Below are 15,402 nucleotides of genomic sequence, written 5' to 3'. Positions count from 1 at the left end.
TGAATTTAAATCCCTGAGTGTATTTCCGTGCAAATTTAACCAATATTTAACCGTTTATTTTCCATAAAATTACAATAATGGGCATAGATCACATTCACCAAACTTGTGATTCATTCCCTCTTCCATTCGTTGTTAACTTCACGCCGTGACATGTCCTGCCCCCTACGAAAGGTACAACTATGAAATTCAAACTCGCATTACTCAGTGCAACCCTGGTTTCTGCATGCATGTTGTCCGGCACGTCCTTTGCGGCGGAAAAATATGAAATTGCTGTGGTTGCCAAAGTCACCGGGATTCCGTGGTTTAACCGGATGGAAACCGGTGTTAATGAAGCAGCAAAAAAACTGGATGTGAATGCTTACCAGACCGGGCCTTCCACGCCGGATCCGGCACAGCAGGTCAAAGTGATTGAGGATCTGATCGCCAAAAACGTCAACGCCATCATCGTGGTACCGAACGATGCCAAGGTCCTTGAGCCAGTACTGAAAAAAGCGCGCGATAAAGGCATTGTCGTTCTGACGCACGAATCCCCGGATGAGCAAATTGGCCAATGGGATATCGAAACCATCGATAGTGAAAAATACGCGCAGGCTAACGTCGATGAGTTAGCAAAAAACATGGGCGGCAAAGGGGGTTACGCCATCTATGTCGGTTCACTAACTGTGCCGCTGCATAACGCGTGGGCGGATTATGCAATTAAGTACCAGAAAGAAAAATATCCGGAAATGTTTGAGGTCACTTCACGTCTGCCGGTTGCGGAAAGCATCGATAAATCCTACGCCACGACGCTGGACCTCATGAAAACTTATCCGCAGATGAAAGGCATTATCGGTTTCGGCTCGCTGGGTCCAATCGGTGCGGGTCAGGCTGTGCAGAAAAAACGCGCCAAAGATAAAATCGCCGTCGTCGGGATCGCAATGCCAGCACAGGCTGCACCTTACCTGATGCGTGGTGATATCAAAAAAGCGCTGCTGTGGGATCCAAAAGACGCGGGCTACGCGCTGGTAACGGTTGCCGATCAGCTGTTGCAGGGCAAAGAAGTTAACGCCGACCTGAGTATCGATGGTTTAGGGAAAGCCGATATCGACACGGAGAAGAAAGTGATCCGCTTTAACAAGATCCTCGAAGTCACCAAAGACAACGCACAATCACTTGGTTTCTAAGGCTTTAGCCAACACCAGGGAACCTTAACGCCGGCCGTCTGGCCGGCGCTATCAACCAAACTAACACTCAGCGTCCATCCGGGCGCTCGCAGGGGTATTGTCCATGGCAGACACCACCGCATTTATCACTCTTGAGAATATCAGCAAACAATTCCCGGGCGTGCTGGCGCTGGATAACGTGAATCTGACGCTGAGAAAAGGCGAAGTTCACTGTCTGGCGGGTCAAAACGGCTGTGGTAAAAGTACCATTATTAAAGTGATCTCCGGAGTTTATCATCCGGAAAAAGGCGCGCAGATTTTACTCGATGGCAAATTGTTCCATCACCTGACGCCGCAGCTCTCTTCCCATTATGGCATTCAGGTTATTTATCAGGACCTGTCGTTGTTCCCTAACTTTAGCGTCGCGGAGAATATCGCGGTCAACCGCTATCTGCCCGGTGGCGATATCTGGGTACGTCGTGGCGCCATGAAGCAGCAGGCGCTGGCAGCCATGAAGCGCATCGGTGTGAACATCGATCCCGATAAAAAGGTTGAAAAACTCTCGATTGCCGACCGACAACTGGTCGCCATTTGCCGGGCGATTGCCGCCGACGCGCGTCTGGTGATTATGGACGAGCCCACCGCCTCGCTAACCCGTCAGGAGGTTAATGGCCTGCTACGGGTCGTTAACGAACTAAAAGCTGCCGGAATTTGTGTAGTGTTTGTCAGCCACCGTCTGGATGAAGTGATGGAAGTGGCTGACCGCATCAGCGTGATGCGCGACGGCAAACTGGTGGGCACTTATCCTGCCAGCGAACTCGACAGCCACGAGCTGGCTTTCCTGATGACCGGACAACGCTTCCACTATAGCCCGCTGCCGGAAAGACCCGCTATTGAGCAAGAGCCCCTGCTGGAGCTGCGCAACCTCAGCCGCAGAGGCAAATACCAAAACATTAATCTGTCGCTGCACGGCGGCGAGATTGTCTCCATTGTGGGCCTGCTGGGCGCCGGACGCACCGAACTTTGTCTGAGCCTGTTTGGCATGACGCACCCAGAAAGCGGTGAGATTCGCATTAACGGCCAGCCGGTCACTCTTCGCAATAACCATGATGCCATTAAACATGGGATCGGCTACGTCTCAGAAGATCGCCTGACGCAGGGGCTGATCATGGAGCAGTCGATCTACGACAACACCATCGTCACGGTGTTTGATCAACTGCATACCGGCAGCGGCCTGCTCGATCACCGTAAAGCGCAAAAGCTGGTCGCCGACTTGATCCGCGAGCTGAATATCAAAGTGTCCGATCCACACCTGCCGGTTAAAACCCTTTCCGGCGGTAATGCCCAGCGTATCGCCATTGCCAAATGGGTGGCGACTAATCCCCGCATCCTGATCCTCGACTCCCCTACCGTAGGCGTAGATATCGCCAACAAAGAGGGTATTTACCAGATAGCCCGCGATTTGGCGGAACAGGGTATGGCGGTGCTGATGATTTGCGATGAAATCCCGGAAGCGTATTACAACAGCCACCGCGTGCTGGTGATGCGTCGCGGCAGGCTGGTGGCGGAATTTAATCCTCATCAGTGCCGTGAAGAGGAGATTGCTGAAGTGGTCGAGGTAATCAATGAATAAGATGCATCTCTCCCGTTTAATCGGGCAACATGAATTTTGGCTGGGCCTGCTGGTTGTGGCCCTTGCCGTTGGGCTGAGCATCAGCACCGATGAGTTCTTGTCTTTGGGGAACCTGACGGATGTGGCTACCAGCTATGCGATTCTCGGCATCCTTGCCTGCGGGCTGTTTGTGGTGCTGATTTCCGGTGGGATCGACATCTCATTTCCGGCGATGACCGCGATAGCCCAGTATGCGATGGCCAGTTGGGTTATCGGCCACGGCGGCAACTTCGCGTTGGCGTTAATCATCGCGATTGCGGTGGGTCTGCTGCTGGGACTTATTAATGGCTTCCTGGTCTACTGGCTGCGCGTTCCGGCCATCATCATTACCATCGCCACGTTGAACGTTTACTACGGTCTGCTGGTGTACGCCACCAAAGGCACCTGGCTGTACGGCTTTCCGGACTGGTTTATGAACGGCATCAATTGGTTCTCGTTCACCGCGGCGGATGGCTACGACTACGGCTTGACACTGCCCCTGTTGTGCCTGGCGGCTGTGATCATCTTTACCGCCGTGCTGATGAACTATACCCGTCTTGGCCGTCAGGTTTACGCCATGGGCGGTAATCGTGATGCGGCTTCGCGCCTGGGGCTGAATCTGCTGAAGCTGCATTTCTACGTGTATGGCTACATGGGTATTCTGGCAGGCGTTGCCGCCGTGGTTCAGGCGCAAATCACCCAGTCAGTTGCGCCCAATTCGCTGCTCGGCTTTGAGTTGACGGTACTGGCGGCGGTCGTGCTCGGCGGAACCAGCATGAGCGGCGGACGCGGCACATTAACCGGAACCCTGCTCGGCGTGGTTCTGCTGGCCTTCTTACAAAATGGCCTGACGCTGCTCAGCGTCTCCTCTTACTGGCACACCGTGTTCAGCGGCGCCATTATCCTGGTCAGCATTAGCGCCACGGCCTGGAACGAAAAACGCAAACTGGCAAGGGAGCTTTGAGATGAAAACAATCGCCAGATTTTTACCCGGTGATGCCATCATTCGTCTGCAATGCGTCATTATTGTGGTCGTCGCCCTGGTCTTCTCGGCCCTGCTCGGCAGCCGTTTTTTCAGCGTCGCTAACTTCCAGTCGATTGGCTCGCAACTGCCGATCCTTGGCATGCTGGCCCTCGGGATGGGTATGACCATGCTGACCGGCGGCATAAACCTGTCGATAATTGCAGGAGCGAATGCCTGCTCGCTGGTAATGGCGGCGATTATCGTCACCCATCCGGATAACCCGCTGTTTCTGGTGCTGGCGCTGCTGGCAGGCGCTGCCGTGGCGGTCGCAATCGGTACGCTCAACGGCGCGCTGATTGCCTGGGTCGGGGTTTCGCCGATTCTCGCCACGCTCGGCACGATGACGCTTATCTCCGGGCTGAATATTCTGCTTTCCAATGGGACAGTGATTTCCGGTTTCCCGACCGCCATTCAATATCTTGGTAACGCCACGATTGCCGGTATTCCGGTAGCGCTGCTGCTCTTTTTCCTGGTGGCAATCCTGCTGTGGGTACTGCTGGAGCACACCACGCTTGGGCGCAGTCTGTATCTCGTGGGTTCCAATGAACAGGCTACCCGCTACAGCGGCGTAAATACCGTCCGGGTACAAATTTCCGTGTACGTGATTTCTGCCCTGCTCGGCTGGGTCGCCGCCATTCTGATGATGGCGAAATTCAACTCGGCAAAAGCCGGATACGGTGAGTCATACCTGCTGGTCACCATCCTTGCCTCTGTCCTCGGCGGCATCAACCCGGATGGCGGTTTCGGGCGCATTATCGGCCTGGTACTGGCGCTGATTGTGCTGCAAATGCTGGAAAGCGGCCTTAACTTGCTGGGGGTCAGCAGCTATCTGACGATGGCGCTGTGGGGCGCGGTGCTGATCCTCTTTATCGCATTACAGAATCGTAAAGCCTGATTTCAGGAGAAAAAATTATGGCAAGTTACTTTATTGGTGTGGATGTCGGAACCGGAAGCGCCCGTGCCGGCGTGTTTGATCTCAACGGCAGAATGGTCGGCCAGGCCAGTCGGGCTATCGAGATTTACCGCCCGCAGGCCGATTTTGTTGAGCAGTCTTCCGATAACATCTGGCAGGCGGTGTGTAACGCGGTTCGCGATGCGATTAACCAGTCAGATATCAACCCAATCCAGGTGAAAGGTCTGGGCTTTGACGCTACCTGCTCACTGGTGGTGCTGGATAAAGAAGGTAAACCGCTGACCATCAGCCCGTCCGGGCGCAGCGAACAGAACATCATTGTGTGGATGGATCACCGCGCCATTACCCAGGCTGAACGCATTAACGCCCTGCATCATCGGGTGCTGGACTACGTTGGCGGCATTATCTCCCCGGAAATGCAAACGCCAAAGCTGCTGTGGCTGAAGCAGCATATGCCCAATACCTGGGCCAATGCGGGTTACTACTTTGATCTGCCCGATTTCCTGACCTGGCGCGCAACAGGCGATGACACACGCTCATTGTGTTCGACAGTGTGTAAATGGACCTATATGGGCCATGAAGACAAATGGGATGCCAGCTACTTCCGCCAGATTGGTCTGGAAGACCTGCTGGAACATGATGCTGCCAAAATTGGTCGCTACGTGAAAACCATGGGCGAACCGCTCGGTCACGGGCTGTCCGCGCGCGCCGCCAGCGAAATGGGATTGATTCCGGGGACCGCGGTCAGCGTCTCGATAATCGATGCCCACGCCGGCACGCTCGGAACGCTCGGCGCAAGCGGAGTTTCCGGCGAGGTGGCGGATTTTGACCGTCGTGTCGCGCTAATTGGTGGCACCTCCACCGGACACATGGCAATTTCCAAAGAGCCGCGTTTTATCGGTGGCGTCTGGGGCCCTTACTACTCAGCCGTACTGCCGGAATACTGGCTCAATGAAGGCGGGCAGTCAGCAACCGGGGCGTTAATCGACCACGTTATTCAGTCGCACCCGTGTTACGAAACCCTGCTGACGCAGGCTAAGTCTCAGGGGCAAACCATTTATGAAGTGCTGAATGCGCTGCTGCGTAAAATGGCTGGTGAGCCGGAAGATATCGCCTTTTTGACCCGTGACATGCACATCCTGCCCTATTTCCACGGCAACCGCTCGCCGCGCGCTAACCCCACGCTCACGGGAGCAATCACCGGACTGAAGCTGTCCCGCACGCCGGAAGATATGGCGCTCCAGTACCTCGCAACCATCCAGGCCATTGCGCTGGGAACGCGCCATATCATTGAAACGATGAACCAAAGCGGCTACACCATCGATACGATTATGGCCAGCGGCGGCGGGACGAAAAACCCGATCTTCGTTCAGGAGCATGCCAACGCCACCGGTTGCGCCATGCTGCTGCCTGAAGAGAGCGAAGCCATGCTGCTGGGCGGCGCCATGATGGGGACTATCGCCGCAGGCGTGTTCGACACGTTCCCGGAAGCGATGTCGGCGATGAGCCGGATTGGTAAAACGGTCACCCCGCAGACCAATCGCATTAAGCAGTACTACGATCGCAAATATCGGGTATTCCACGAGATGTATCAGGATCATATGAAATACCGCCAACTGATGCAGGAGGACGCATGAGTGACTCCTGGTCTCAGGCCACCGGCGTATTTCAGCTCTATAGCGATGCCCTCGCAGGTCTGGGACAGCATCTGACTGAACCGGTCTGGCAGTCGCTAATGGCGGAGCTGCGCGGTTGCCAGGGGAAAATCGTCGTCACTGGCGTCGGTACATCCGGTATTGCGGCGCGTAAAGTTGCGCACATGCTCGCCTGCGTGGAACGTCCGGCGATTTACCTCAACGCGACGGATGCGGCGCATGGCGATCTCGGTTTTTTACGCGCCGACGACCTGGTCATTATGCTATCACGCGGGGGAAATTCGGATGAACTCACTCGGCTGCTGCCCGGACTGGCTGCGAGAAATGTGCCCATCCTGAGCGTGACTGAAAACGCCGACTCAGCCATTGCTAAAGCGTCGAGGCTGGTGATTTCCACCGGCATCCAGCGTGAGGCCGACCCGTTGAACATGTTGGCCACCACCTCAATTTTACTGGTCCTGGCTATCTTTGACGCCGCCTGCGCCTGTCTGATGAGCGAAAGCGGTTACTCAAAAGAGACGCTATTGTCTGTACATCCTGGCGGTGATGTGGGATTAACGCTGAGCCGCGAGCAGTAACACCAGACCGCGCATTTCCACTCGTCTTCTCAACCCGTCACCCTCAGGCGGGTTTTTTTATGTCTCAATAGAAGATAAAACAGTGAAAAAGCCAGTTAACGCGCTGCGTTCCACTCCTGCTATCTGTTCCGCACGTTAAAAATTCTGTGACGCTCTCCAGCATTCCTGGTGGAAAGCATTCCATTCTCCAAATCTATGAGCAAACTTTAGCTATTCTTATCAAACATACTTACGGGAGATCCTACAGATGATGTCAAAGCTTGCTCCACCATCTGTACTTTCCGCTCCCCAGCGCCGTTGCCAGGTGCTGCTGACGCTTTTCCTGCCAGGGCAAATCGCTACAGCTCAAACCTTCAGTAGCCTCAATGGCGTTGATGATGCCACTGTTGAGGAAGATATTATTGGCGCAGGACTCGAAATCCAGCGCTATCACCGACTCGCGATTACCACCGCGCTGAATGGCAGCTATACGATCGAAGGGACCCCGCTAAATCAGCGCCTGTGTCTGTTGCAGTGGCTGCGCCGCGGTCTGCGGATCTGCCCGACTTTCATCGCCCAGCATTTCACACCCGCATTAAAAATGGCGCTGAAACAACAAGGTATCGCGCGTACGCTGTATGACGACACCAATCTGCATGCGCTCATTAATCTGTGCTCCCGGCGCTTGCAGAAACCGTTTGAGTACCGTGACATCCAGTTCCTGCGCCTGTATTTACAGTATTGTCTGCTACAGCATCACGCGGGAGTCACCCCGGAATTTAATCCGCTCCAGCAACGCTGGGCGCAATCCTGCGCAGAGTATCCGCTCGCTGAGGAAATTGGCCGCCACTGGCAACGCCACGTCATGCAGAGTGCGCCGCCGGGCGAATCGCTGTTTATGGCGTTGTTGTTTTCAATGCTCCGTATCCCCGACCCCGTGCGCGATAACCACCAGCAGGATCGTCGCCTGCGCCTTGCTATTGCAAGGCTGGTGCTACGTTTTCGCGAGTATGGCAATGTGCGCTTCAGCGATGAGCAAGGACTGAACGATCAGCTGTATATTCACCTTGCCCAGGCGCTTAACCGCAGCGTGTTTGCCATTGGCATAGATAACACGCTGCCGGAGGAGTTCAGCCGACTTTATCCCCGTCTGGTTCGTACTACCCGCGAGGCGATACATGGTTTCGAAGCGGAGTACGATGTGCAGTTTTCAGAAGAAGAGATCGGGCTGGTCGCCGTTATTTTCGGTGCCTGGCTGATGCAGGAGAAGGATTTGCACGAGAAGCAGATCATCCTGCTGACCGGCAACAATGAACAACTTGAAGCGCATATTGAGCAACAGCTGCGCGAACTGACGCTGCTGCCGCTCAACGTAAAACATATGCCGATGCAGGACTTTCAAAAACAGGGTTCGCCACGCGGAGTCACTCTGATTATTACGCCGTATACCACGCCGCTGCCGCTGTTTTCACCGCCGTTGATTCATGCGGATCTGGCACTTACGCCGCATCAGCAGCAGCAGATCCGCAAAATCCTCGAATCATAACGTTGCAGGCTGCGCCACCACCTTCGGGCGCAGAAAGATTGCCGGTAGCGCCACCAGCGCCATCACCCAGAATACGCCGTTGCCCAGATTCTGGTACAGGTAGCCTGCGAATACGGTCATGATGGCGATGCTGCCGCCCATCGCCACCGCAGAATACACCGCCTGCAAACGTATCACTTCGCTGCCCTGGCGCGTCGCGATATAGCGCATTGCCGCCAGGTGGCAGACGGTAAAGGTTCCGCAATGGAGGATTTGCACCACAATCAGCCACGGTAGCTCAGTGCTCCAGCCCATCAACCCCCAACGGGCCACGCCGCAAACGGCGGAAAGCAGCAGCAAATCGCGCGCGCTAAAGCGGCGGAATAGCTTGTGACTGAGCGCAAAAATAATCACTTCCGCCACCACGCCTAATGACCACAAATAGCCCACCGCCGAAGCGGAATATCCGGCAGACTGCCAGTAGATGGCGCTGAACCCGTAATAAGCGGCATGCGCACCTTGCAACAGACTCACACAGGCCAGAAAACGCCAGCTTTGGGTTACCAACGCGCGCCAGGCGGGCCATCCCGCGCTCTCCTGCTGACGGTTTTCCCCCGCTGGCTGCACGCTCGGGCGGATCATCATCCCCAATAGCATCGAGGCGACGCCAAGCGACAGCAGCACCAGGATCACCCGATAGTCAAACAGGCTCACCAGCTTGCCGGTCAGCGCGGAGCCAATCACAAAGGCAACGGATCCCCACAGTCTTACCCGACCGTAGTCCATGGTTATCTGTTTTTGCCAGGTGTTGGCCAGCGCGTCGGTCAACGGCACCAGCGGCGAGAAAAACAGGTTAAAGCCGACCATCACCACCATCAGCCACGCCACGTTGGTGCCCGCCCAGAAGGCCAGCGCAAACACCAGCGTCAACAGGGCCAGAATACGTAAAGCGGAGATCAGACGAGAGGGATCGCTTACGCGCGGCGCAATCAGCAAACTGCCTAGAAAACGGGCAATCAGCCCCGCGCCCAGCAGTAAACCGATGGTTTCCGGCGTCAGCCCCAGCCCTTCGAGCCAGACGCTCCAGAAAGGCAGAAAAATACCGTAGCTAAAGAAGTAGGTGAAATAACCGAGCGCCAGCCAGCGCGTGGAATGCAAAGCCATGAATCCCTCCCGTTTGGAGGCGATAGTCTGGCGACAAACGCAGGCTGGCGCAAGAGAGCATTAACAGGCAGATAACATGATTTTGCCCTATTCGACGCAAATCTGCATCGCAAAATGGCAGCGTTCTCCCTGCGCTAAAACCTGCAATCCCGGCTGCCCCTGCATGTGGTGGGCATTCACCGGATGCGTTTGCGGCTCCAGGCACAAGAACTCCTCACCCGACATTCTGAACAGCATCAACCATGGAGTTTGCGCTAAAATCGTGACTTTCATCACATCTCGCTGAATAACGGCCCGCCCGCTCCAGCCAGAATATCCAACGTTCAGCCAGCTATCCTCGCCGTATTGCGCGTACATGAAATCCGCCGCTGGAGGGATTTCACGTTGCCATTCCAGCGGCAGATGCTGTTCCCCCTCCGGCCAGTAGCCGCCGGTGGTGAATTGCGCCGTGCTGTGCTTATCAAAAGCGAAAAACGGATGGAACCCACAGCCATAAATCATCGGCTGTTCACCGCAATGGGTGAGCGTCAACGAGACGTGCAGGCTTGAGGTTTCCAGTTGATAGCAAAGTTGCGCCGTATAGTCATAGCCACAGGGATGCCAACTGCGCAACTGCAGCAAACAACCGCTTTGGGTCACGGTGATAACCTGCCAGCGTTGCAGCCAGCCGTCACCGTGCAGGAAAAAGGTGTCATCTGCGCCATGTTGAGGTAACACCACCTCTTCACCGCGCAGCATAAAACGATTTCCCGCCACCCGATTCGCGACCGGCAGCATCGGGAACAGGCCGCAATCACCGGGCTGCTGACCATGACCTTCGCGTAAAATTGCCTGTTGATGTTGTAACGAAACCAGACTTAATAGCGAACCGCCCTGCGGATCTACGCACATCCGCAGATGTGCGTTTTGTAGCATCAGCAGACCATCCATTAGCGAGCGCTTCGTTGTTGGGCTGATGCGCCAACTTTCGTATGCTGCGCCGCCAGCTGCTCTTCCAGCGCTTCCAGCGTCACGCCTTTGGTTTCCGGAACATTACGCAGAACATACATGAATCCCATCGCGCAAATCACACCGTACAACAGGAAGCTTCCCGACGCGCCCAGACTCGCATTGAGCAGCGGGAAAGTATAGGTCAGCAGGAAGCAGGCAATCCACAGCGCTAGCGTACCGAGCGACATCGCCAGCCCGCGGACGCGGTTAGGGAAAATTTCAGACAGCAGCACCCAGGTCACCGGGGCCAGCGTCAGGGCATAAATAGCGATCGCCGCCAGCACCAGAACCAGAACCGGCCAACCCATAATGCCCAACCCGTACGCCCCGGCAATCAGCATATAGATAACCGTTAATCCTGACGCCCCGAACAACATCAGTTTACGGCGACCAATTTTGTCTACTAACGGCAGAGCGGCAAGGGTAAAGACCAGATTGATGATCCCTGTCGCCACGATCGATTTTAACGTACCGTTGATGTCGAATCCGGCAGAGGCGAAGATCTCCTGCGCATAGTTGAAAATAACGTTGATCCCACACCACTGCTGGAACACTGCCAGCACCATTCCAATAATCACGATCGGTTTGATCTGCGGTTGTAACAGCGTTGACCACGCGACCTTGTGATTATCTTTTTGCAACGTATGTTCAATCTCTTTCAGCGTTTGACCAGCATATTCCGCCGAACCAATGCGCTGCAGCATGGTACGCGCACGATCGGCTTTGCCTGCTTTCACCAGCCAGCGCGGCGATTCAGGTACAAAGAACATCAGTACCAGGAAAATTATCGCGGGCACTAATTCAGCGCCAAACATCCAACGCCAGCCCGTCTGACCGTTCCAGCTTTCCACAATCGCCTGCTGCGTAGCGCCTGAGGCTACAGGTTCGGCAATCATCAGGTTAATAAGCTGCGCCGCCAGTACGCCAATCACGATAGTGAGCTGGTTAACGGCAACAAAGCGCCCACGCTTTTCAGCCGGGCTAACCTCGGCGATATACAACGGGCTTAGCGCAGACGCCAGACCAATCCCCACGCCTCCAACGATGCGATAAACAATAAACATGTCGAAATTACTGGCGACGGCAGTTCCCCAGGCGGAAGCGCTAAAGAGGATCGCCGAGAGAATCAGCGGCATCTTTCGGCCAAACTTATCGGCGCACCATCCGGAAATCAGCGCGCCAAAGATACAACCGACCAAAGCCGAACTCATCGCCCAGCCGGATTGCGCTGGATCGGTAATCGAGAAATAGGCTTCATAGAAGGGTTTTGCCCCACCGATCACCACCCAGTCATAGCCAAACAGTAAACCACCGCAGGCCGCAACCAGGCAGATAGTCCAGACGTAACCAATCTTTAAATGTGTCTGCGCGTTATTCATTATGATTCCTCTTTCAGGGAAACGCAGGGGACAGTAGGTTTCGGGTGAGGTTGCCCCCACCCATTTCGGGTGTTACTGGAAAAGCCTTACGTTAATGGCGTGACGTAGCAGTAATGCCTTGTCATGCGCCGGATTGAGTTGCAGGAGTGCGTCAAGATCGCGCTGGCAAGCAGCACTATTTCCCAACCCCAGATGCCCGAGCACACTGATAAACAGGCAGTGTTGCTGGTGTTTTGCTTGTGCTGAGGTATCCAGCACCACCAGATCGGGTAGCGATACGGCAAAGAAATCGACATCCGGGACATTGTCGCGATGCGATTCAACCCATTGCAGGAAGCTATTAAACAGAGCGTTCGCCTGAGCATCATCGCCAAGTTTTCTCTGCGCCATACCCTGCCAGAAGAGATAATCCACAGGCTGGTCGTTGTAGTAACGGCCAGCATCCAGTGTGCTACCGCCGCGCGTCGCACGGGAGAAGTAACGCTGGGATTCATCAAAACACCCCTGCTGCTGCGCGCAATGTCCCAGTAAATACCAGATATCGTTATCCGTTTGTCCGGGTAAACGCCCCTCCCCGAGGTTTTGCGGGTAGTGCAACGCCTGTTGCAACTGCGCGATGGCGGTTTGCGGGTCACCGGACTGAATGGCAGCCAGCGCACGATGCATCTGATTCAGCAGATATTGCCCGGTGGCTTTGCCTTCACCACCTTCCCACGGATGGAACACGCGCTCACGTAATACTGCTGCGGCATCGTCGTAACGCCCTAATCCATTCCACAGACTGAGCAGTTCCACCGTCAGATCGTCACGATGGAAGACAATCTCTTTGCTGGCTTCCAGTCGCTGCAGGCGCAGTTCAGCCGGTTGCGCCATCAGCTTCTTGAGATAGTCGAGTTCAAACAGGAAACGGGCATTTTGCGGCTCCAGTGCCACGGCCTGCGACAGATACTGCATCGCCTGCTGCGCATCATGCAGTTTGTTCCAGGCATAGATCCCCAGTAAGCGGTGTACAGGAGCGAAATCCGCTTCCTGCGCAAGGGTAAACTGCCAGCAGGATACCGCTTCGGCATAACGCCGTTTGCTGTACCAGAAACAGCCAAGTAAATAGCGGGCAAAAGCGCTCTGTTCGAGGGTTTGCAGCATCTGCACTTCATCCAGCGTATTGGGGAAACGAACGCGGTTTTGCAGACATTCTCGGGCACGTTCGATGAAGGGTTGTGGGTTGTCACTTAGCGAGGCGCGCCACAGCATAGGCAGCGTTTCCTGGCTGTCGAGCAGTTCCAGCACGCCACGGGCAGCATCCTTTTGCCCCAATGAGATCAACCAGCCTGCCAGTTCACACGCGTTGGTACCGCGCCGCCCGGTAATCGAGATCAGCGCTTGCGCCGTCGCCTCGTCCTGACAGATGGCCCAGCGCGCATAGTGCAGGGTGTAGCTCAGAGGATAATCAACCAGCTGTTGGCGAATGTAGTCCAGGGCTTGCGGAATGCGATCAAGTTTTGCCAGCGCCAGCGCTTTCAGTCCCATCGCCAGGTTATTACTGCCGTTAAAGCGCAGGCTCTGCTCGACTTTTTCCAACGCGCCAACGTAGTCCTGACGCTTCATCGCCAGACGCGCTAACGACCAGAAAGCCGCATCCCGACAGTTGCCGCTCCAACTGGCCTTATAATAATTATCCCAAGCGCTGTCATTGTCGCCCTGACGTTCCTGTGCGGCGGCCAGCAGCATGCTCGCCTCGCCATCACGCGGATTTTTATTGAGCTTATGCGCCCGTTCCAGCGCCTTACCCGCACAATGCGCCGCCAGCGCCCAGTCTGCGCGGTTTAGCGCCAGCGTCCCCAGGGCCACATTATTGCGGTAATCCAGCGGATCAACATCCAGCGCGCGGCGATAATAATCTTCAGCATAGCGGCTGGCATGGTTGTACTGCTCCAGATGCTGACCAATAAAATAGAGTTCATCGGTATTAGAGAGTGCTTCTGGCTGTGCTGGCGCGACGGCCGCCGAAGGCAGCGGTAACTCTTGCGCGATGTGCTCTTCGTACTGCAAAAGCGTAGCGCCATCGGCGTTAGTGACGGTCATTGTCACCCGGGTATGGCCATTGTCTGACACATCAGCCAGCCAGCTCTGTCCCGGCTCCAGAGTGAGTGTATTTTCATAGAATGGCTGCCCGTGTGCGGCAAGCGTAACCTGAACATCGCGTAACGGCGCAATCGCATAAATGCCCACAGAAAGCTGGCGACTCTCACGCACCAGACGAAGCGCCAACTGCGTGCTGGCGTTTTGCACCATACCCAGTTCGCTGTAAGGCAGGAAGTTTTGCACGAAGACTTTCTCTTCGTACGGCGCAAGCCAGGTGAAATCCGGCTGGTTATCGGTAAAGACCCCGGTCATAAGTTCGATATACGGACCGTTGTCATCAGTGAGATTACGATCCCAGGCAACGCCAAAGTCGCCATAACCCCAAGTCCACTGTTTTTTCCCTGGCGAAACGTGGTGATCGGCCACATGCAGCAACCCACCGCGCTCGCCGTGATGCCAGGCACCAACAAAATCATAATCAGATTTTTCAGCCATATAGGAGGTCGGCACTGGTACGTTTTTGTAGCGCGAGATATCCACGCCAGCCGAATAGTCCACTTTGTAGTATGTGCCGGTGGCGATGGGAAACGCAGAGACATCGCGCTTACCGTGGTCGAATACCGCCGTCACATCCGGTGGAAACACGCTTTGGTGATCGTCGCCGCCCTTCACCGCCGGATTCGCCCACCATAAGAAGTGGCGCGGGGTAGCGTTACCGTTAAAAACCTTCCCGGTTATCTCGATCAACGCGCGATCCGGATACAGCGTGAATCCGGTCATGACCTGTAAACCACGCATGGGCTCTACCTCGCCCATCCAGACGGTGTATTCGCCCTGCTCACCCTGCTGTTGCGTAAAATCCACCGGCATAAAGGTGGTCGGGCGATGATGTTGCGGCCAGTTAAACTCAATGCCGCCAGAGATCCACGGCCCAAGCAGACCGACCAGCGCAGGTTTTACCACTTCGTTGTAGTAGACGAAGTCGCGCTGCTGCACTTTGTCATACGCTCGATGAATGCGTCCGCCTAACTCCGGCAGCAGCATGATGCGAATGAAGTCATTCTCCATCCATACCGCCTGATAGTCGCGCATTTCACGTTTGCCGGTCAGCGTATCAATCACGCCATAGGGATAAACCGCTCCTGAAGACCCCTGATAAACTCGCTTTTCCAGAAACATTGGGTTGGCGTCTTCTTCACCCGCTGTCCACGTGGGGAGGGTGATCGTTTCCTGCCAAACTTTTACTGAACCGTACATGCCGCGCTCCACTTAATAAACAAAAGTAAAAATTCAACTTGATGCTATTCTGCGGCAGTTAAG

General features: G+C 55.2%; 11 protein-coding genes. 7 read left to right on the top strand and 4 right to left on the bottom strand.

Annotation, left to right across the window (positions count from 1 at the left end; all coding sequences use genetic code 11):
* The first annotated feature begins 179 nt into the window (after window positions 1–179).
* The 7 genes from HV314_RS07145 (at window position 180) to csiE (ending at window position 8,488) form a co-directional block, all read left to right on the top strand.
* Entirely contained in the window at window positions 180–1,163 is a 984-nt protein-coding gene (locus HV314_RS07145; RefSeq protein ID WP_003037665.1) for an autoinducer 2 ABC transporter substrate-binding protein, read from the top strand.
* 103 nt (window positions 1,164–1,266) lie between these two features.
* Complete coding sequence (locus HV314_RS07140) at window positions 1,267–2,775, top strand: sugar ABC transporter ATP-binding protein (RefSeq protein WP_016154014.1); 1,509 nt, start codon at window positions 1,267–1,269, stop codon at window positions 2,773–2,775.
* Window positions 2,768–3,757, top strand: a complete 990-nt coding sequence (locus HV314_RS07135) for an ABC transporter permease (RefSeq protein ID WP_008785467.1) — start codon at window positions 2,768–2,770, stop codon at window positions 3,755–3,757. The genes HV314_RS07140 and HV314_RS07135 overlap by 8 nt, the downstream gene beginning before the upstream one ends.
* Window position 3,758: 1 nt before the next feature.
* On the top strand, window positions 3,759–4,712 hold the full coding sequence (locus HV314_RS07130) for an ABC transporter permease (protein ID WP_003037658.1): 954 nt from the start codon (window positions 3,759–3,761) through the stop codon (window positions 4,710–4,712).
* A 17-nt stretch (window positions 4,713–4,729) separates the two neighbouring features.
* Complete coding sequence (locus HV314_RS07125) at window positions 4,730–6,367, top strand: FGGY-family carbohydrate kinase (protein ID WP_003847100.1); 1,638 nt, start codon at window positions 4,730–4,732, stop codon at window positions 6,365–6,367.
* A complete protein-coding gene (locus tag HV314_RS07120) occupies window positions 6,364–6,963 on the top strand; it encodes a KpsF/GutQ family sugar-phosphate isomerase (RefSeq protein WP_181547691.1) in 600 nt (199 codons plus the stop codon). The genes HV314_RS07125 and HV314_RS07120 overlap by 4 nt, the downstream gene beginning before the upstream one ends.
* A gap of 247 nt (window positions 6,964–7,210) precedes the next feature.
* Complete coding sequence (gene csiE / locus HV314_RS07115) at window positions 7,211–8,488, top strand: stationary phase inducible protein CsiE (protein WP_181547689.1); 1,278 nt, start codon at window positions 7,211–7,213, stop codon at window positions 8,486–8,488.
* On the opposite strand, the gene HV314_RS07110 is transcribed toward csiE, so the two are convergent.
* The 4 genes from HV314_RS07110 to HV314_RS07095 form a co-directional block, all read right to left on the bottom strand.
* Window positions 8,483–9,631 carry a 3-phenylpropionate MFS transporter gene (locus tag HV314_RS07110; RefSeq protein WP_181547686.1) on the bottom strand — a complete coding sequence of 383 codons (1,149 nt, stop codon included), beginning with the start codon at window positions 9,629–9,631 and terminating at the stop codon, window positions 8,483–8,485. The genes csiE and HV314_RS07110 overlap by 6 nt on opposite strands.
* An 87-nt stretch (window positions 9,632–9,718) precedes the next feature.
* The gene (locus HV314_RS07105; RefSeq protein ID WP_046275224.1) at window positions 9,719–10,561 is read right to left on the bottom strand and encodes an aldose 1-epimerase; all 843 of its coding nucleotides are present in this window, start codon (window positions 10,559–10,561) and stop codon (window positions 9,719–9,721) included.
* Window positions 10,561–12,000: a sugar porter family MFS transporter gene (locus HV314_RS07100; RefSeq protein WP_046275225.1), complete on the bottom strand. Its 1,440-nt coding sequence runs from the start codon at window positions 11,998–12,000 to the stop codon at window positions 10,561–10,563. Before HV314_RS07100 ends, HV314_RS07105 begins: the two co-directional genes overlap by 1 nt.
* A 72-nt stretch (window positions 12,001–12,072) precedes the next feature.
* Window positions 12,073–15,339, bottom strand: a complete 3,267-nt coding sequence (locus HV314_RS07095; protein ID WP_181547684.1) for a DUF5107 domain-containing protein — start codon at window positions 15,337–15,339, stop codon at window positions 12,073–12,075.
* Window positions 15,340–15,402: the final 63 nt, after the last annotated feature.

Origin of the sequence: Citrobacter sp. RHBSTW-00887 (genome assembly GCF_013728095.1) — a bacterium.
Lineage (GTDB): Bacteria > Pseudomonadota > Gammaproteobacteria > Enterobacterales > Enterobacteriaceae > Citrobacter > Citrobacter braakii.
This window is presented reverse-complemented; position numbering and strand designations above follow the sequence as displayed.